Below are 20,161 nucleotides of genomic sequence, written 5' to 3' on the forward strand. Positions count from 1 at the left end.
CAGAGCCCGATCAAATATTAAGCTTTCATATCTACTGATACACCTGATGGTAATTGTATCTTTAATAATTGTGTAACTGTTTCTTGAGTTGCATCATAAATATAAATAACTCTTTTATGTACTCTTTTCTCAAATTGTTCTCTTGAATAATTGTATTTGTGAGGAGATCTTATTACTGTATAGATTGTTTTTTCTGTTGGTAATGGTATTGGTCCTGAAACCTTTGCATTACTTTGTTTTACCGCATCAATTATTTTCTGCGCAGATTCATCTAACAATCTATGATCATAAGACTTTAATCTTATTTTGATCAATTTCTTTGCCATATAAACCCTCCTTTAAGCATTTAGCAAAGGGAGCGTGGAAGCTCCCCGATTTTATATTTTATAGTAAAAACTTTGCAAAAAGATTTTATTATTCTACTATTTCTGTAACAACTCCAGCACCAACTGTTCTTCCACCTTCACGAACAGCAAATCTCATGTTCTTTTCTAATGCTACAGGGTAGATTAATTCTACTGTTGTTACAATGTTATCACCAGGCATTACCATTTCTGCTCCGCCTTCGAATTCTAACAATGTACCTGTAACGTCAGCTGTTCTAATATAGAATTGTGGTCTGTAACCTTTTTTGAATGGTGTATGTCTTCCACCTTCTTCTTTCTTTAATACATAAATTTGTGCTTTGAATTTTTTATGTGGTGTTATTGAACCTGGTTTTGCTAATACTTGACCTCTCCATACTTCATCTTTATCAATACCTCTTAACAAACATCCAACGTTGTCACCAGCAATACCTTCATCTAATAATTTTCTGAACATTTCTACACCAGTAACTACTGTTTTTCTTATTTCATCTGTCATACCAACGATTTCTACTTCATCACCTGGATGAATTGCTCCTCTTTCAATTCTTCCTGTAACAACTGTTCCTCTACCTGTGATTGAAAATACATCTTCAACAGGCATTAGGAATGGCTGATCTACAGGTCTTTGTGGTTCTGGGAAGTAGCTGTCAACTGCATCCATTAATTCGTAAATCTTTTGTACCCATGGATCATCTTGAGAGTCTGCTTCTAATGCTTTTAATGCAGATCCTTTGATAACTGGTATTTCATCTCCTGGGAATTCGTATTGACTTAATAATTCTCTTACTTCCATTTCTACTAATTCAATAATTTCTTCGTCATCAACCATATCTGTTTTATTTACAAATACAACAATTGCAGGAACATTAACCTGTCTTGATAATAATACGTGTTCTCTTGTTTGTGGCATAACACCATCTGTAGCTGCAACAACCAAGATAGCACCATCCATTTGTGCAGCACCAGTGATCATATTTTTGATATAGTCTGCGTGACCAGGACAATCAATATGTGCATAGTGTCTGTTGTCTGTTTCATATTCAACGTGTGCAATATTAATTGTGATACCTCTTGCTTTTTCTTCTGGAGCTTTATCAATTTGTTCAAATGGTGTAAAGTCAGCGTATCCTTTCATTGCTAATGATTTTGTAATAGCTGCTGTTAATGTTGTTTTACCATGGTCAATATGTCCGATAGTACCAATATTCATATGTGGTTTGTTTCTGACAAACTTTTCTTTTGCCATTTTTTTCCCTCCTCTATGTTTTGTGATGAATTATTAACCGTTTATGATTTTCTCCGCTACAGAAGCAGGAACTTCTTCATAATGTGAGAATTGTATTGATTGTGTAGCTCTACCTTGAGATAATGATCTTAACACTGTCGCATATCCAAATAATTCTGATAATGGAACCAACGAATGAATCAATCTAGTATTTGTATTACCAACATTCTCAAAACCCTCTATTCTTCCTCTTCTTGAATTTAAATCTGCTATAATATCACCCATATATTCTTCTGGTGTTGTTATGTCAACCTTCATTATAGGTTCTAATAATACCGGATTTGCTTTTCTTGCAGCATCCTTTAATGCCATAGAACCAGCAATTTTAAATGCCATTTCTGAGGAGTCAACTTCGTGATAGGAACCATCATACAATGTCGCTTTTATACCAACCATCGGGTATCCAGCTAATATACCTGATTGCATTGCTTCTTTTATACCAGCTTCAACTGCAGGAATATATTCTTTCGGAATAATTCCTCCTACTATTTTATCTTCAAATTCCAATACTTTTGTATTATCTATAGGTTCAATTTTTACTTTAACGTGTCCGTATTGTCCCCTACCACCAGATTGTCTGATATATTTTGTTTCAACATCTGCTGTTCCTCTGATTGTTTCCCTATAAGCAACCTGTGGCTGTCCTACTTTAACACCAACTTTAAACTCTCTTTTCAACCTATCTACAATTATTTCTAAGTGCAATTCTCCCATACCAGAAAGAATTGTTTCCCCTGTTTCATGGTCTAATTTTACATTTAAACTTGGATCTTCTTCAATTAAAGCCTGTAAAGCCTTAGATAATTTTGCTTCATCATTTTTTGTTTCTGGTTCTATTGATAGTGATATAACTGGTTCTGGGAATTCTAATTTTTCTAATACTATGCTTTCTGATTCTTCTGTTAATGTATCACCTGTTGTTGTATTTTTTAATCCTATAATAGCTACAATATCACCAGCTCTTATATAATCAACTTCTTCCCTTTGATCCGAATGCATAAACATCAGTCGTGAAACTCTTTCTTTTTTCCCTTTGGAGCTATTTTTTACATAACTACCCTTTTGTAATTTTCCAGAATAAACCCTTGCAAATGTTAATTTACCAACGAATGGATCTACCATTATTTTGAAAGCCAATGCTACAAATGGACCATTTTCATCTGGAGTCAATTCTTTTACAAACTCTCCTGTTCTTTCATCATATGCTTTCACAGGAGGTAAATCCAATGGTGAAGGTAAATAATCAACTATCGCATCTAATACTGGTTGAACACCTTTATTTTTGAATGATGTTCCACATATAACAGGAATAAATGCTCCTTCAATAGTTCCTTTTCTAATAGCTGCTTTTATTTTATCTTCTGGAATTTCTTCGCCTTCAAAGAATAATTCCATTATTTCTTCGTCATATTCTGAAATTGCTGTAATTAAATCTTCTCTATATTGTTCTGCTTTTGAAACCAAATCCTCTGGTATATCTCTATATTCAAATTTTGTTCCGTCTTCACTAATCCAATAAATAGCTTTCATTTTTACCAAATCAACTACACCTTCAAAATCCGCTTCAGCACCAATTGGTATCTGAATGGGTAATGGATTTGTTCCCAATTTGTCTATCATTGTTTGAACCGCATTATAGAAATCTGCTCCAAGTTTGTCCATTTTATTCATATATGCAATTCTTGGAACATGATATCTATCAGCCTGTCTCCAAACTGTTTCTGATTGCGGCTCAACACCTACTTGTGCATCAAAAACCGCTACTGCTCCATCTAATACTCTTAAAGCCCTTTCAACTTCAACTGTAAAATCAACGTGTCCGGGTGTATCAATGATGTTAATCCTGTGATCTTTCCAGAAACATGTTGTTGCAGCTGAAGTTATTGTAATACCTCTTTCTTTTTCCTGTTCCATCCAATCCATTGTAGCAGTTCCATCATCAACAGAACCTAATTTATGCTTTTTTCCAGTATAAAACAGGATTCTTTCTGTAGTAGTTGTTTTACCTGCATCAATATGTGCAATTATTCCTATATTTCTTGTCTTGTTTAAAGCATATAACCGCTCTTTCAAAATAATCCCTCCTCAATATATTACCAGCGGTAATGAGCAAAAGCTTTATTTGCTTCAGCCATTTTATGTACGTCATCTCTCTTTTTTACTGCTGCACCAACCCCATTATATGCATCTATTAATTCTTGAGCCAATTTTTCTTTCATTGGTCTTCCAGATTTTGAACGAGCAGCTTTTACTATCCATCTTAAAGCTAAAGATATTGCCCTTTCTTCTGGCACCTCAAATGGAACCTGATATGTCGCTCCTCCAACTCTTCTTGGTCTTACTTCTATTAATGGTCTAACATTTTCTAATGCTTGATGATACACTTCTAAAGGATCTTTTTCTAATTTTTCTTTTATTATTTCAAATGCTCCATATACTATTGATTGTGCAACAGTTTTTTTACCATCTTTCATTATTCTAACAACTAATTTAGAAACTAAAACATCATTATATATTGGATCAGGTGTTACTGGTCTTTTTGGCGCTCTTCTTCTTCTCATTTACTTACCTCCTTACTTCTTAGGTCTTTTTGTTCCATATTTACTTCTACTCTGTTTTCTTCCTTCAACACCAGCTGTATCCAATGTTCCTCTAATAATTTTATATCTAACACCTGGTAAGTCTTTTACCCTACCACCTCTTATTAATACATTTGAGTGTTCTTGAAGGTTATGTCCTTCACCCGGAATATATGCTGTAACTTCTATTCCATTTGAAAGCCTTACCCTCGCAATTTTCCTTAAAGCTGAGTTTGGCTTTTTAGGTGTCATTGTTGAAACCCTTACACATACTCCTCTTTTTTGCGGATTACTTTGTAAAGCTGGTGATTTTGATTTTTTCTTGATTTGTTTTCTTCCGTATCTTACAAGTTGATTTATAGTTGGCATAGTATTTTCTATTCCTCCTTTCAATATTTTAAAAAATACCAAGTGTATTTTACCTCAGGTCTTTTTAATTTTCAATTAAAAAGTTGTGATTTTTTTGTGAAGTTACGTTTGTGTTAATCGAATTTCTATATTCATTTTTATGATTTTTATAAATATATGGAATTGATATATCAATCAAATCCTTTATATTAAATATTTTTATTAGAAATATATTTTTTTTATAATTCTACTATATTCCATTCTACACGTTTTATAAAAAAATTGCTTTATTAATTTGTTACGATATAATACACGGCCCCGGGTGTTTTGTTAAATATCACAAAACTATTACAGAATTTTCCCCATAAATATTTTCAGCATTACTTTTGAATTCACTATTGTGTTTTTCACTTAAAACGAATAATACTCTTCGTTTAACAATAGGTATATCTGTATAACCATCTGTAAATATTATTATACCTTCGGGCCTAACGTTTTCTTCTAAATAATTAATAGCCGGTTCAAAATCTGTATTACCTTTACCTTTAATTTCTATATTTTTCCAATCTCCTTTTCCGTATTGTAAAACATTTTGTATATTATTATCAATTTGCACTATATATATTTTTGAATTATACATTCTAACTATTTTTTCTATTTCTGAAAAAAAAGCATTATACTCTTCTTCAATTATTGAACCACTTGTATCAAGTACTACCGCAATTTTTGGACCAAATTCAGCTCTCCAACCTGGTTGATTATCATATCGCCTATTAGGTCTCAATACTGTTCTATATTTTTCTATTATCATCGAACTTCCAAAAAATCTTCTGATTAAATCTTTCCAGTTTTTTCTGGATTTTTTTATTATTAAAGATATGGGTACTTCTAATCCAGAAGGAATATCCCCTTTTGCTTTTTCATATGTTTCACTAATTACTTCACTTACAAGATCACTCACCACTTCTTCTATGAGTTCAAAATTTCCAAATTCTTCGTGTGAGTCAACTCTATAATCTTCCAATAATTCCAAATCAATTTTATTAGATTTTTCAAAATAATCGATAATATATTTATAATATTCTTCAACTGTTTTATTTATGTAATTTATCGGTGGTCCGATAAAAATATTTTCATTATCCGTTCCACAGCCTTCATCAAGCAATACGTTGAGCGGAATAGAAAATGCATCTAATTCTCTTATTTGTTGATTAACCGCTGCATCCATTGCTAAATTCCAGAGTTTTTTATCTTTTTTATCTTTTGATTTAATAAATATATGACCATGTATTATATGAAAAATTTCATGTTTTAAAAGAGATTTTGAAAATATTAAACCTTTTGCTCTTAATATTTTTGGATTATATATTATTTTAAATCTTCCAGATTTAGATATTGAAAGTTTTATTGTTCTTACATTAAAAGATGGTATATTATCAAAATACATTTTTAAATAATTATAAAATATACTTTCTTTTCCAAGTTCTATCCATGATTTTTCTATTATATCATTTATATCTTCCATTTCAACACCTCTAATATTTCTAAAAGATTTATATTTCTGGAAATTCTATTTGCTATATTGTTATTGTAATATCTATAATCTTCCGTTACATCTTTTAATATTTTTATTTTTTCTTCTCTTAATATTTTAAAAAAATCTTCTGGTGTATATTTTTTTATTTCTTTCATTTCAATTTCCAGTAAATATTTTTCTTTTATATTATACTCTAAACCTTCTACATTTATAAATTCATCAAGCACTATTTCTGGATTTTCTTTTATTACATGCCTGATTTTTATAACCATTTTTTTATTAAATAACTGTTTAATATCTTTGGGTATATAATTTTCTTCTTTTTCTATTTTCTCGTGCGGAATTTCAGTATTAGCTTTATATGCAAAATTCCATTTCTTTATTAATTTATTGTTATCTTTTATTATTTGTAATCTAACCCTTTCTATCTCGTCTCTGGTATTTTTTATATACCATTGTATAATTCCTATTTTCTTTATAGATTTATCTTTTAATTTTATAGCTTCTTTTTCATTAATTGTATATTTTCTCTCAATTTCTAACATCATTTCCCTCCGCTTTTGCCCTTCTTTTTTTTGGTTTCAAAATTTTCAAGTATATTGGAAGATTTATTTCTCGTCTTTTAAACAATGTTGGATTTGATAATAACCAGCTTTTATATCTTATTGGTTTTTCATATGCTTCAACACTTGTCAGGTGCAATAAGGCATATATTCTCAATAAAAAACCTGCAAATAAGAGTATTTGAATTCCATGATATTTATCTCCTAATATATAAAAATTTCTTTCTTTTAATACATTACCAAAAAATCCCCCTATATTTGAAGCAATTATCGCTGAAATTCCAGAGATAAAAGCATATACACCTATATAACTTTCTGCTGGTTCTGAAACAGTTTCAAGCAATAAATTAAAAAACGTCAAATTTATAGCCGACCACGCAAATGCAGAAAATATACTATCGAGCAATAATAAACTTTTAAAATTATAATCAGTCATTACAAAATAAAGTAATGGAGCTATCGTAGCCAAGGTTATACCTATCATTAATATATTTTTATTTCCATATTTATCGCTCAATTTCCCATAAAACGGATATAATATTATTGTTATTAACCCTGATAATACGCTTAAATTTCCCAAAAACGTCGTATTAATATGTAATATAGCTAATTGATAGTATGAAAAATATGGCCTGGTTAATTCTATAGAAAACGTCCATATGCCAACAAATACTAAAAATGTTTGAAATTTTTTATCTTGAAATGGTTTTTTTAAATTTATCTTAAAAGATTGTTCTGTAATTTCCGGAATTTGATGAAATAAAAAAAGAATTATTGTAACTATAGAAAAAAGCGCCACTAATGATGATACTATCAGTATTCCTGATTTTTTATCTGAAAAATCTAAAAAATGAGCATACATATATGTCGCTAAAATTCCTACTGCTGAAGCAAATACATTTCTCATTCCAAAATATTTTCCCCTTTTTTCAAAAGGTACTAATTCCCTCATAGAAGTTGTCCATATGCTGCTAATAAATGTTCCAAATAATGAATATACAAGCATTATGCTTACAAAAACCCATGATTTTGTTATATTGAAAAATATTGCAACTGGAAGAAAAACTAAAGAACCTCGTCCTATTATAGAAACAATTATTAAACTTTTTTTTCTTCCATTAAAAAGTTTGTACCAAAAAGGAGTAAAGATTTGAAACATCTGTGAAAAAACAGGAAAAGATGAAACAATGGAAATCTGAAAAGGATTCGCATTGAAATATAATGCTATAGATATTATTATAAATGTTTGAGTCGCCACAAAAAAAGCATTGAAAAACATTGCTTCAATTATTGACAATTTTAAAGTTTTTGTAAGTTTAATCATTTTTTTCCTCCTTTTTATACACCATAATTATACCATATTATATGCTTTAATTATTTTATTTGCTTTAATTTTCTTTCATTATATATTTAAACTAATTTGTTATTATTAAAAGGATATTTTAACTTCTTATTGTATTTTATTGATTATAATCAAATTATACTATAATTAATTACCGTTTTTTTTATTTGTTTTAATTTTATAAACCGTTATAATAATCATGTATAAAAATATTTAATTTTAAATTTTATATAGGAGGAGATTCTATGAAAAACAGAATATTATTTTTTGCGTTATTTCTAATTTCTTCTTTAGTTTTAGCTACTTTCCCTATGTATAGTTCTGCTAAAACAGCTGAAGATTTTGGTGGAAAAACTGTTCTAATAGTTCATTATTACCGTTATGACAACAATTATGATGGTTGGAATTTATGGGTATGGCCTCACAAACCCGAATCTTTAGAAGGACATGCATATAAATTTACCGAAAAAGATAATTTCGGACCGTATGCCATTATAGTTCTGGATAAGAAATATACTGAATTAGGTTATATCATAAGATTAAACGAATGGCAGGCTAAAGACATTGAAAAAGATAGATTTGTCAAAATACCTGAATCAGGTGTAGCCGAAATATGGGTTGTTACAAGTGTTGAAAAACCTTATTTAAATCCTAATAATATAGATATTAGTCCGAGAATTTTAAATGCTATTATGGATTCTAAAAAAGAAATTAAAGTTATTTTAACCACTCCATTTGATACAAAAAATTGGGCTGGAAAAATATCTGTTCTTGCTGAAAATAAGGAATTAAAGATTGATAAAGTTGAAAAACTGGATCCAACTGACATTTCAAAAACTACTAAAATTAAAATAATTTTAGAATCACCATTTAACGATATTGACAAAAACGTAATAATAAAAATCAAAGATTTTGTTGAAAAAAGTGTAATAATGAGAAATATATTAAATAATTTTTATTATAATGGAGATGATTTAGGAATTACCTATACTGATAATTATACTATTTTTAAAGTCTGGTCTCCAGTTTCAAAAAGTGCTGAGGTTTTATTATATAACGATTACAAATCACAAAAAGCTGATAAAACTTATCAAATGAAAAAAGTAAAAAATGGTGTATGGAGTATAAAGATATCTGGCAATTTAAAAGGAAAATTTTATAAATATAGATTCTATTCTTATGGCAAATACAGAGAAACTGTAGATCCTTATTCTATAGCGGTATCCGTAAATTCTGAAAAATCTGCTATTATAGATTTAAATGATACTAATCCAAAAAATTGGGATAATGACATTAAACCTCCATTTATTAATCCTGAAGATGCTATTATTTATGAAATACATGTTAAAGATTTTACTATAAATAAAAATTCTGGCGTGGATGAAAAATATCGCGGTAAATACTTAGGACTTGTTCAGGAAAATACTCAAACTCCAGATGGTATAAAAACAGGATTATCTCATCTGAAAGAGTTAGGTGTAACTCATGTTCATATTATGCCTATACAGGATATTTATTTTATAGATGAAACTAAATTTAAAGAACAATATGGTTGGGGATATGACCCAAAATTATATAATGTCCCTGATGGATTTTATTCTATAAATCCATTTGACCCAAATTCAAGAATTAAAGAAGTAAAAGAAATGGTTAAAAAATTACACGAAAATGGAATAAGAGTTATATTAGATGTGGTTTATAATCATACTGCTGTTGTAGGAGAAGGTTCGGCTTTTGATCAAACTGTTCCATATTATTATTACAGAACAGATGATGCAGGACGTTATACTAACGGTTCAGGTGTAGGGAATGAAATTGCAACTGAAAGACCTATGGTAAGAAAATTTATAGTTGATTCTGTAAAATACTGGGTTAAAGAATATCATATTGACGGATTTAGATTTGATTTAATGGGATTAATTGATAAAAAAACTATGAATGAAATAAGCACTGAATTACATAAAATTGATCCTTCCATTTTACTATACGGAGAACCGTGGACTGGTGGCGGACCTTTATTATTTGGAAAAGGCGATCAAAAAAATATGCATATTGCTATGTTTAATGATGATGTAAGAAATGCTATTAGAGGAAGTGTATTCAACGCTAAAATAAAAGGATTCGGTTTGGGCTCATTAGGTAAAGAATTGAAAATAAAAAGAGGGGTTGTAGGGTCTATTGAATACGACTCTCGTATCAGATTATGGACAGATGACCCTGAAGAAACTATAAATTATGTTTCAAATCATGATAATCACACATTATGGGATAAAAACGCTTTAGCCCTTGGATATCAACCATGGAAAGAACCTCTTCCAGAAAAAATTGAAGAAAAATTAAAGAAAGCTCAAAAATTTTCAAATGCTATAATTTTAACTTCTCAGGGAATACCTTTTTTACACGGTGGAGTTGATTTTGCAAGAACCAAAATGGGAAATGATAATCCTTATAATAAAGAATTACCGAATATAATAGATTGGTCAAGAAAAGAAAAATATTATGATATTTTTGAATATTATAAAGGATTAATAGAATTAAGAAAAGCACATCCTGCTTTTAGAATGACAGATAAAAACATGATTAAAAATAATATTAAATTTTTAGAAACTCCTAAAAAAAGAATGGTTGCATTTTTAATAAAAGATAATGCAAATGGGGATGAATGGAAGAATATTCTTATTATTTACAATGCTAATTCTTCAAAAATAAAATTTAATCTTCCTTCTGGCATATGGAATGTTGTTGTAAATGATAAAAAAGCTGGAAACACTGTAATTAAAACTGTTGAAAATTCTATTACATTGCAAGCATTATCTGCTTATGTATTATATCAAAAATAATAAAAAGCCGCATAACGCGGCTTTTTATTAACATTATGTTTCTAGATCAAAGCTTAAAAAGTTGCAATAAACAAAAACTATATTAAAGTCAAGCCAATTCATTTCTTTATAGGTATTTTTATTTCAAATATTGTCCCTTTACCTTTTTTACTATAAACCTGTAAATCTCCATCCATTTTTTTTATTAAAAAAGAAACAACTGTCAATCCTATACCTGTTCCTGGTTTTTCTCCTCTAATAAATGGTTCGAAAATTTTATCCTTTATTTCCGGATTTATTCCAATACCTGTATCAGCAATTTTTATAATCAAATAAGTTTCATTCTCAAACATTTTAGGTTATCGACAAAATAGTTCTAAAAAATATAAGTAAAAAAATAAATATTGTTGTTTCCAAAATACTATAAATTTAACTTAATTTATGATATAATTTAAATGCTTTATTGATTAAATGCTTTTTATATGCACTTATTATAAGCATTTAGATTGTATAATAGTCACTTTTTGATAAAAAAAACCGGCTTACGCCGGTTTTGGCTGGGGCGGATGGATTCGAACCACCGAATAACGGAGCCAAAATCCGCCGCCTTACCACTTGGCCACGCCCCAATCACAGTATCTATTATATCATATTTTTCATTTTTGTCAATACCTCTTTGTTTCTGTAAGAAAATAAGATTATTACAAAAAAATAAAGTCACGAAAGGAGGAATAGTGTTGAGGTTTGAATTGAAAATAAATGATAAAATTTTTTATGCAAAAAAAGGTCAAAGATACATTGATATTATCGAAAATATCCAGAAGAATCACCCATTCCCTATTTTGGCTGTTAAACACAATAACAATATAAAGGAGTTAAATAAAGAGGTGGAATATTCTGGAAATATTGATTTACTTGATACATCCACACTTGACGGTTTTAGAATTTATCAAAGAGGTGTTTTATTTCTTCTATATATGGCTTTAAAAGATTTATATCCAGAAGATAAGCTTTACGTTCATCACGCCATTGGAAGTGGATTATATTGTGAATTGAGAAACGGGAAACCTTCACAAAAAAAACTTGAAAATTTAAAGAAAAAAATGTTAGAATATGTTGAAAAAGATTTATCTTTTGAAAAAACTACCATCAGCAAATTTAGAGCTATGAAAATTTTTAACAATGTTGATTTAAAAGATAAAGCTTCTTTATTTAAATACCGAAAAAAAGATAAGGTAAATATATATATATGCGATAAATATTTTAATTATTTTTATGGTTATATGCCTCCTTCAACTAAATATACTGATAAGTTTGATTTGATAAGTATAGAAGATGGTTTTGTAATAATACATCCAACACCAGATAGCCCTGATAAACTCCCAAAATATAAGCACTATGCAAAATTGTCTTTTGCTTTCAATGAATATAAAGAATGGCTTAAAATTTTAGACGTTAGCACGGTTGGTGAATTAAACGAGTTAATTACAAAAGGTCCAAACGAAGTTATTGAATTAATAAGGGTTTCAGAAGCTTTACATGAAAAGAAATATGCTCAAATTGCTGATGAAATTATAAAGAGAAAAAATATAAAAATTATTTTGATAGCAGGTCCATCGTCTTCCGGAAAAACTACATCAGCTAAAAGGCTTGCATTGCAACTAAAGGTTAACGGTTTAAAACCAATCCCTATCTCTTTAGATGATTATTTTGTCGATAGAGAAAAAACTCCTAAAGATGAAAATGGAAATTATGATTTTGAATCAATTTATGCATTAAATTTGGAACTTTTTAATATTCACTTGCAAAAACTTTTAAAGGGCGAAGAAATAGAACTTCCTAAGTTTGACTTTGTCCACGGAAAAAGTTTAAAAAGTGGAAAAAGAATAAAAATAGATGATAATCAAATTTTAATTATAGAAGGAATACATGGGTTAAACGAAACATTAACAGAAAGTATTCCAAAAGAGTTTAAATATAAAATTTATGTTAGTGCTTTAACTCAGATGAATTTAGATTCTATGAATAGAATTACTACCACAGATACAAGATTAATAAGAAGAATTGTTAGAGATTTTAAATTCCGTGGTCATTCAGCCCTTGCAACTTTAAAAATGTGGCCTAGTGTACGTCGAGGAGAAGACAGAAATATATTTCCATATCAGGAGGAAGCTGATGTTATGTTCAATTCTAATTTAATATATGAACTTTCTGTTTTAAAAATATTTGCTGAACCATTATTGCTTTCAGTAGATAACTCTAACAAGGAGTATTCAGAAGCTAAAAGACTTTTGAAATTTTTAGATTATTTCCTACCAATTACAGAATTGGAAGAGATTCCAAAAAAATCAATTATAAGAGAATTTATAGGAAGAAGCACTTTTAAATATTAACTTTATAAATATTAATTAGATTGTCTAAAAAGTCTAAAAAGTCTAAAATGAAATGAAGGCTCGAAGATTGCCCTTAAAATTATGAATGGAAGCCGTCAAAAAAACAGGACGTTTTTTTGAGTGAAGCTTTTTTATGAATGAAAAATCGATGCGACGACTGAGAATGAATAATTTTAAGGATAAGTAATCGAGCTGCCTGAGTGAGTTTTACTTTTTAGACACTCTTATATTAATTTAATATGTTATGAAAGGAGAGATTTTTTTGAATAGAAGATTTAAAAGTATCGTAGTGGTTTTACTCATTATATTGTCCTTTGTCTTATTATGGGCAAATACAAATCAACAAAAAGATATTGAAAAATTATATTTAGAAAAATTCCAGAATCCAATTTATACTTTGCTTTATTATATTAACAATATTTATTATGAAAAAGATAAAGTTGATTATGATAAGGTGTTAGATTCTACGTTAAAAGGTTTAGTAGATGGATTAAATGATCCATTTGCATGGTATTTAGATTCACAACAGGTTACGGAAAGTAAAATAGAAGAATCTGGCGAATACGGTGGTCTCGGTATTCTGGTTAGTTATGATTCTAAACTTGAGGCCATAAGGATTGTAAGTCCAATGATTGGCACTCCAGCTTACGAAGCTGGATTACAGGCAGATGATTTAATTATAAGTGTTGATGGTTCTCCTGTTTCCGAAATTGGATACATTGGAGCTGTAAATAAAATGAGAGGAGCTCCTGGAACAACTGTGCAAATAGAAGTTTTTAGAGAAGGATGGGAAGAAGCTAAGAAAATTACTTTAGTTAGAGCAAAAATAGAAACTGTTACAGCTAAATATAAGGTATTTGAAGACAATAATTTTAAAATAGGTTATATAAAACTTACAAATTTTGCTGAAAAAAGCGCTTCTGAAATGCAAAAAGCTTTAAAAGCAATAAAAAGAGAAAATGTGGATGGAATTATTCTTGATTTAAGAAATAACCCTGGTGGTTTTTTAAACGTTGCTATAGATATTGCAAGTATGTTTATTAAAGATAAAACTATAGTTACTGTAAGATATTTCGATGGTTCTGAAGAGGTTGTAAAACCAAAAACTTATGAACATTTTGATTTTCTTGATAAATTACCCATTGTTTTATTGGTAAATAAATCTTCCGCTTCTGCTTCAGAAATTTTAACTGGTGCATTAAAAGATAATAAGATAGCCACCATTGTTGGAAAAACAACCTATGGCAAAGCTGCTGTTCAAAGGCCTATACCTCTAGAGAATGGTGGTGAAGTATGGTTGCCAATTGGACATTATTTTACTCCTAATGGCAATGATATACATCTAAAAGGTATAAAGCCAGATATTGAAGTGGATAATCCAAAAAAAGAAATCAAAAATGTTGAACAATTAGAAGCTAAAAACACCACAACATTTGAAGCTGTTATTGATTTAAATAATGATTTACAGTTATTAAAAGCCATTGAAATTTTGAAGGCGGGAGGAAAATAAATGAGAATATATGGGATGGTAATAGTTTTTTCTATTACCATTCTTTTATTAAGCATTATAACGTATTTTTTATTTGGAATGAGTGAAACTAAAATTGTTATAAGAGAAGCTATTCCAACTTTTTCAGCAAATAATTATCACAACGAAATAAAAGATAATATCATTTCTATGATTAAAGATTCAAAAAATCTTTCAAAGATTTTCTTCATTATTAAAGATTTAGGTGTCTTTATAGGAAAAATTCATATTAACTATTCCAATAATCATCTTTTTATAGCTGTGGTTAATAACGAAATATATGATGAATTAAAAACTACTTTAAAATCCTTTGATTCTTCTTTAATAGAATATAAGGAAAATTTAAGTTTTTATGGACTTCGATTAAATAAGAAAATTTCATATTCAAAAAATTTCACTTTAATTAATTACCCAACTATAGCAATATTGGATTTATCAAAATTATCTTTAAAAGAATTGAGTTTTTTAAAGTTAAAATATTTTGTAATGGATGAAAATACATATAAACCATATTCTTTTAAAACAGAAATATTAGAAAATTTAAAAAAAGAAAATGGTATTATTTTAGATATTAACATTCTAAATAATCCTGGTGTAAAACCTTTACTGGATGTATTTGTTGAATTGGGAATAAATGTCATTTATGATATGAAAGTCTATACTGGAGGAATTCACTGATGTTTAATAATATTTTTAAAATCATTTTTTCTCCTCATAAAATTAAAACTGTACATTATGATACTATTTTTGTTGGTATTATTATTCTATTTTATTTTTGGTTTTCTCCAATGTTTAGATATGTTTCCTTATATACTTTTTTCGTAAAAAGTATTTTTCTAATCTTTTTTATATTTATCAATAATGTTTTAAGAGCTTTTTTTTATCCTATAACGGATTTCAGAGTAATTTTTCCATATTATATGCTTTCACTTTCACCATTTTTATTACTGGGTTTTTTTTCTTTTTTTAATTATTATTTTTTAATACCATTTTTATGGATAGAATTATTAAAAGGATATAAAGATTTTAAAAACAAAAATTATATTTCTTTATTCTTTGGCACTATAATAGATACTTTTATTTACATTATACTATGGAGATGAAATAATGAAAAAAAGATACTTATTAATTTCAGAATTTTTAACGAAAAATTATAAATGGATTTTATTAATATTCTTTATGTTATCAATTGGTTTTATTTATAATTTAAAAAACTTAAAAATAAATTCTGATCTTTTAGAATTGCTTCCTAAAGATGATCCCATAGTTATTTCATATAGAAATGAGGTAAAATATCAATCTGAATCCGAAGTAATGATTGTTGCATTTTATATAAATAAAAATATAGATTATAAAAAATTAGCTTTAGACTTTTATGATAAAATGAAAAAAATACCTGAATTTAAAGATTTAGCTAAAACTGATGTATCTTTATTACTATCTTATGGTTTTCTAAATGTTTCAAATTCAAAATTGATTGATGATTTGATGAAAAATATTAAAGATACTTTTCATGCTTTTTCGGATATAAATCCTTATGATTTTAAATCTTTTGAATATATAAACAATACTATACATTTGTTAAATAAATTGGATAAAAATTTTGAAAAATCAAGAGAATCTGATCCAATGCTTGGATATTATACTTTATCTCCTGATAAAAATATAATGGTTATGGGAGTAACATTTAAAGAACCAACTTCAAACTTGCAATTTGTAAATAAAATAATACCTAAAGTAAAAAAAATTCTTTCTGATATAAATAAAATTTATTCTATAAAAACCGGATTAACTGGATCTTATATATATACTTATGAAGCAAATAAAACCGTATCTTTTGATTTTTCAATTACTACTTATTTATCTATTATTTTGATTATTATAATTTTTTATATAACTTTTGGTAGTTTAATCACTACAATACTCGTTTTTATTACTTTAGTAATTTCTGTTGGTATAACTTTAGGCTTATCAACACTTATTTTTAAAGAACTTAATATCTTGACTTCATTTGTCGCAGCTATAACTCTTGGGTTGGGGATAGATTATGGTATCCATATAACAAGTCGTTTAATTACAGAATTCAAAGAGAGAAAGAATTACATTGAAGCACTTGCTATTACATATGAAACTGTGTTAATACCTGTAATTTTTGGAGTACTTACTACAATTTTTGTTTTTTTGTCGTTAATTTTTATGAAATTACCAGCTTTTACAGAAATGGCTTTAATTAGCAGTATTGGACTATTCATATTTTCTCTGGTAATGGTATTTATTACACCTATTACGTTTTACCCTTTTAGAAATATTATTCTTAAAACATATAAAGAAAATAAAATCAATATATGGTTTCAAAGACTCGGAATCTGGATACCAAAAAAAAGTCGTTTGATTTTACCCATTATAACTGTATTTATTCTATTCTTTTCAGTTTTTGGAATAATTAATTTTGCCAATTTTTCTTATACTCCTCCTGGATTAGCCCCAACAAATTCAGAAAGTACAATGGTTTTTAAGGATATAGCCCGTCATTTTGGAACATCCTTATTTAATGAAATGAAATTTATTATTGGAATTGATGAGGATTCAAAAGAAATAATTGATAAATTAAAAAAATCTCCATATATTTCTAAAGTTGAAAGTTATCTGGATATATTAAAAAAACAACTCGGTGATTTTGAAAAATTAAAAATTAAAACCAGAGAAATTTCTGAATTAGTCAATGATCCTTTTTCTGTAGCTGTATTAAAAAAATATAATATATACTCTGAAACATTAAAAATCATTGATTTAGCTTCAAAATCAAAAAATGAAAAAGATTTTATTTTAGGAATAACTGAGTTAATACCAGAAAATTTAAGAAAAAATATTCTTATCAATGAAAATGGGAAAGATTATTTTATTATATATATAACCCCTTCTGTTGATTTAAACAAAAATAACGGAATGAAATATTTCTTTGACTCATTAAATAAAAAGTATTTAAATAGATTTTTAGGAAATCAAAAAGCTATATATAAATTGATGTATATAATAGAAAGTAGATTTTATTATGTCATTTTATTTTCAATTTTTACAATAGGAATTCTAACATATTTTTCAAGAAAATCTTTTAAAGAAACACTTGTTGCTATTTTTGGTCTGCTTTTTGCTAACCTGACTACCTTTGGAATTATTTACTTTTTTGATATTAACGCAACATTCTTAACTATAATTTCATTACCTTTAATATTTGGAATAGGTGTCGATGGCTATATACATATTTTTCATGCAATCGATGAAGATAAGGTTCATTACTGGCATACATTAAAAGCTACTACATTATCATTTTTAACAACTATTTCATCTTTTATTACCTTTCAGCTTTCAAGAGGAGAATTGCTTAAACAATTCAGTTTAACTATGGTTTTAGGCATTTTTATTGTATGGATTTTAACTGTTTTATTAATACCTGCATTAAAAAAATGAAATTTACATTACTCGGCTTTTTGTTACGTTTGAAAATTCACAATTAATATTTAAGTATTGAAAAGTAACATTTATTTTTGTATACTATTGGTGTAAAAAGAAAATCCCCCTATCCCCCCCTGAAATAGATGGATAGACATTTAGCGGATCCACTGGATCCGTTTTTTTTATATTATAATTCATTATGATATAATATAATAAAGGTTTTAATAAAAGTTTTTATGCTGGAGTGATTTAATGAAAAAATATATTATATTCTTAATACTAAATTTTTTAACTATAATTACTACTTTTATTGTTTTTATATTTTCTATAAAATATAATATTGAAAATTATGTACAAATCAAAGATATTAATTATTTAAAAAATGCTATAATTGCTATTGATAATAATTTAAAAGAAAATATATTCCATTATGTAAAAAATAACCATATTTTGCTTAAACCTTTTAAATTAATATTGTATAAAAACAATAAAATTGTTTTTTCCGATTTTGAAAATCCAGATAATAAAGATTTTTATTTTAATAATGTTGAAATTGGAAATGATTTATATTCTTATGGTTATGATTTATCAGAATATGCAAAATATATCAATAATTTCTTCGATTCTTTAATATTTTTAGAGTATAACAATAAATTTTATCCAGAGCCTTTACCTAATACCAACTATAAAAAATTGAAACTTAATGATATTTATTTTTACATTATTTTCAATAAGAATTTTACTACTCTACTTGATCAGGAATTACCCATTTTTATAACTATAAACATTTTATTATTCTCTCTATTATTATTTTTAATATATAAAATTTTTGCTCTGTCAAATAAAGAACTAAATAATTTATTTTTATTTCTTGAAAATAATGAAAATATAGAATTAAAAACCAAAAAAGGAATTTTTTTAAAAGAAAAAATCAAACACATTATTAATGAATCAAAAAATAAAAAGAAGGAAGTAGAAGAATTAAAGACAGAAATTAAAAAAATTAATATTAATCATAATAATCTAATAAATGAATTCATTTTTTATATAAATACACCTCTTCAAACACTTATTAATTCAATTAGTTTAAATTTATCAGAAGATATTGAAAAAAAGATTATTACTAATATTATTTCAGAAATAAATATTATTATAAACAAATTTAAAACTATATTTTATCATGAATATAATGTTGGCAATCAAAATTTCTTTGAATTTTTTGATATAAATGAGTTTCATAGTAATCTAATTTATTTTTTATCCATCTATATAGATAAAAATAATATCACTGTAGAAAAAGAAATAAATATAAAAAATAAATTTGTTTTTACAAATAAAAATAAGCTATATAAAGCACTATACGAAATATTACTTTTAATTTTCATGGATAAAAATGGTGGAAGAATAGATATTCTTTATACTTCAACTGATAATTTTTTAGAAATAAAAATTATAGATAATGATAATATTCACAATGATTATATTTTATTATTAAATAATAAATCATTGTTTGATAAATCAAATATAGAATCATATAAGATCGAATCTATATTAAAATATATTGATGATTTAAACGGAAAGATTTTTTTAACTCAAAGTGCTTCTAATTCTATTATTAAAATTGAAATCCCTATTGATATTAATGAATTCATAATAAATTTTGATTTCAATGCATTAAAATCTTCGTATTTAGCTAAATTAATTGAGAAAAAGTATACTGTTAATCAGGCAGAAAAATACCTATATGAACTTTTATCAATATATGTTGATGTTTTAAAAAATTCTCAGAATGATACTTTGAATGATTTGATTTCTGTTTTAGAAAAAAATGATTTTTATTTATTAACAAACTGGTTGAAATTCATATTAAAATATCCCGATAATAAGAATATTGTACAATTCAAAAATTTATTAATAAAAAAATTGGAGAGCTTATAGCTCTCCAA

At 27.0% G+C, this 20,161-nt stretch carries 16 protein-coding genes and 1 tRNA gene; 7 read left to right on the plus strand and 10 right to left on the minus strand.

What is annotated here, in order from left to right:
- Positions 1-17 precede the first annotated feature (17 nt).
- From rpsJ to X275_RS04995, 8 genes are all read right to left on the minus strand, one after another.
- Positions 18-326: a 30S ribosomal protein S10 gene (gene rpsJ, locus X275_RS04960; protein ID WP_047265687.1), complete on the minus strand. Its 309-nt coding sequence runs from the start codon at positions 324-326 to the stop codon at positions 18-20.
- 88 nt (positions 327-414) lie between these two features.
- Positions 415-1,614: an elongation factor Tu gene (gene tuf, locus X275_RS04965; protein WP_047265688.1), complete on the minus strand. Its 1,200-nt coding sequence runs from the start codon at positions 1,612-1,614 to the stop codon at positions 415-417.
- A 33-nt stretch (positions 1,615-1,647) separates the two neighbouring features.
- Complete coding sequence (gene fusA / locus X275_RS04970) at positions 1,648-3,726, minus strand: elongation factor G (protein ID WP_047267810.1); 2,079 nt, start codon at positions 3,724-3,726, stop codon at positions 1,648-1,650.
- A gap of 20 nt (positions 3,727-3,746) precedes the next feature.
- Positions 3,747-4,214 (minus strand): 30S ribosomal protein S7, encoded by a 468-nt coding sequence (gene rpsG / locus X275_RS04975; protein ID WP_047267811.1) that lies wholly within the window; start codon positions 4,212-4,214, stop codon positions 3,747-3,749.
- Between the two features lie 12 nt (positions 4,215-4,226).
- The gene (rpsL, locus tag X275_RS04980; RefSeq protein ID WP_047265792.1) at positions 4,227-4,601 is read right to left on the minus strand and encodes a 30S ribosomal protein S12; all 375 of its coding nucleotides are present in this window, start codon (positions 4,599-4,601) and stop codon (positions 4,227-4,229) included.
- A gap of 316 nt (positions 4,602-4,917) precedes the next feature.
- On the minus strand, positions 4,918-6,105 hold the full coding sequence (locus X275_RS04985; RefSeq protein ID WP_047267812.1) for a vWA domain-containing protein: 1,188 nt from the start codon (positions 6,103-6,105) through the stop codon (positions 4,918-4,920).
- A complete protein-coding gene (locus X275_RS04990) occupies positions 6,093-6,662 on the minus strand; it encodes a hypothetical protein (RefSeq protein ID WP_047267813.1) in 570 nt (189 codons plus the stop codon). Before X275_RS04990 ends, X275_RS04985 begins: the two co-directional genes overlap by 13 nt.
- Complete coding sequence (locus X275_RS04995) at positions 6,649-8,004, minus strand: MFS transporter (RefSeq protein ID WP_047267814.1); 1,356 nt, start codon at positions 8,002-8,004, stop codon at positions 6,649-6,651. The genes X275_RS04990 and X275_RS04995 overlap by 14 nt, the downstream gene beginning before the upstream one ends.
- A 263-nt stretch (positions 8,005-8,267) precedes the next feature.
- Here X275_RS04995 and pulA point away from each other — a divergent pair, with 263 nt between their 5' ends.
- The gene (pulA, locus tag X275_RS05000; protein WP_084825114.1) at positions 8,268-10,862 is read left to right on the plus strand and encodes a type I pullulanase; all 2,595 of its coding nucleotides are present in this window, start codon (positions 8,268-8,270) and stop codon (positions 10,860-10,862) included.
- Positions 10,863-10,960: 98 nt separating this feature from the next.
- Here the strand turns inward: pulA and X275_RS05005 are convergent, their stop codons facing one another.
- Both X275_RS05005 and X275_RS05010 read right to left on the minus strand, forming a co-directional pair.
- A complete protein-coding gene (locus tag X275_RS05005; protein WP_047267815.1) occupies positions 10,961-11,194 on the minus strand; it encodes an ATP-binding protein in 234 nt (77 codons plus the stop codon).
- A gap of 201 nt (positions 11,195-11,395) precedes the next feature.
- Positions 11,396-11,470, minus strand: a tRNA-Gln gene (locus tag X275_RS05010).
- Positions 11,471-11,578: 108 nt separating this feature from the next.
- On the opposite strand from X275_RS05010, the gene X275_RS05015 reads away from it, so the two are divergent.
- The 6 genes from X275_RS05015 (at position 11,579) to X275_RS05040 (ending at position 20,153) form a co-directional block, all read left to right on the plus strand.
- Complete coding sequence (locus X275_RS05015) at positions 11,579-13,234, plus strand: nucleoside kinase (protein ID WP_047267816.1); 1,656 nt, start codon at positions 11,579-11,581, stop codon at positions 13,232-13,234.
- A 262-nt stretch (positions 13,235-13,496) separates the two neighbouring features.
- Positions 13,497-14,744 carry a S41 family peptidase gene (locus tag X275_RS05020; protein WP_084825115.1) on the plus strand — a complete coding sequence of 416 codons (1,248 nt, stop codon included), beginning with the start codon at positions 13,497-13,499 and terminating at the stop codon, positions 14,742-14,744.
- Entirely contained in the window at positions 14,745-15,440 is a 696-nt protein-coding gene (locus X275_RS05025) for a hypothetical protein (protein WP_047267817.1), read from the plus strand.
- Complete coding sequence (locus X275_RS05030) at positions 15,440-15,865, plus strand: hypothetical protein (RefSeq protein WP_047267818.1); 426 nt, start codon at positions 15,440-15,442, stop codon at positions 15,863-15,865. The genes X275_RS05025 and X275_RS05030 overlap by 1 nt, the downstream gene beginning before the upstream one ends.
- A gap of 4 nt (positions 15,866-15,869) precedes the next feature.
- Positions 15,870-18,230 (plus strand): efflux RND transporter permease subunit, encoded by a 2,361-nt coding sequence (locus X275_RS05035; protein ID WP_047267819.1) that lies wholly within the window; start codon positions 15,870-15,872, stop codon positions 18,228-18,230.
- Positions 18,231-18,467: 237 nt separating this feature from the next.
- A complete protein-coding gene (locus tag X275_RS05040; protein WP_047267820.1) occupies positions 18,468-20,153 on the plus strand; it encodes a hypothetical protein in 1,686 nt (561 codons plus the stop codon).
- Positions 20,154-20,161: the final 8 nt, after the last annotated feature.

This window comes from Marinitoga sp. 1197, assembly GCF_001021165.1.
In the GTDB taxonomy this organism is placed as follows: domain Bacteria; phylum Thermotogota; class Thermotogae; order Petrotogales; family Petrotogaceae; genus Marinitoga.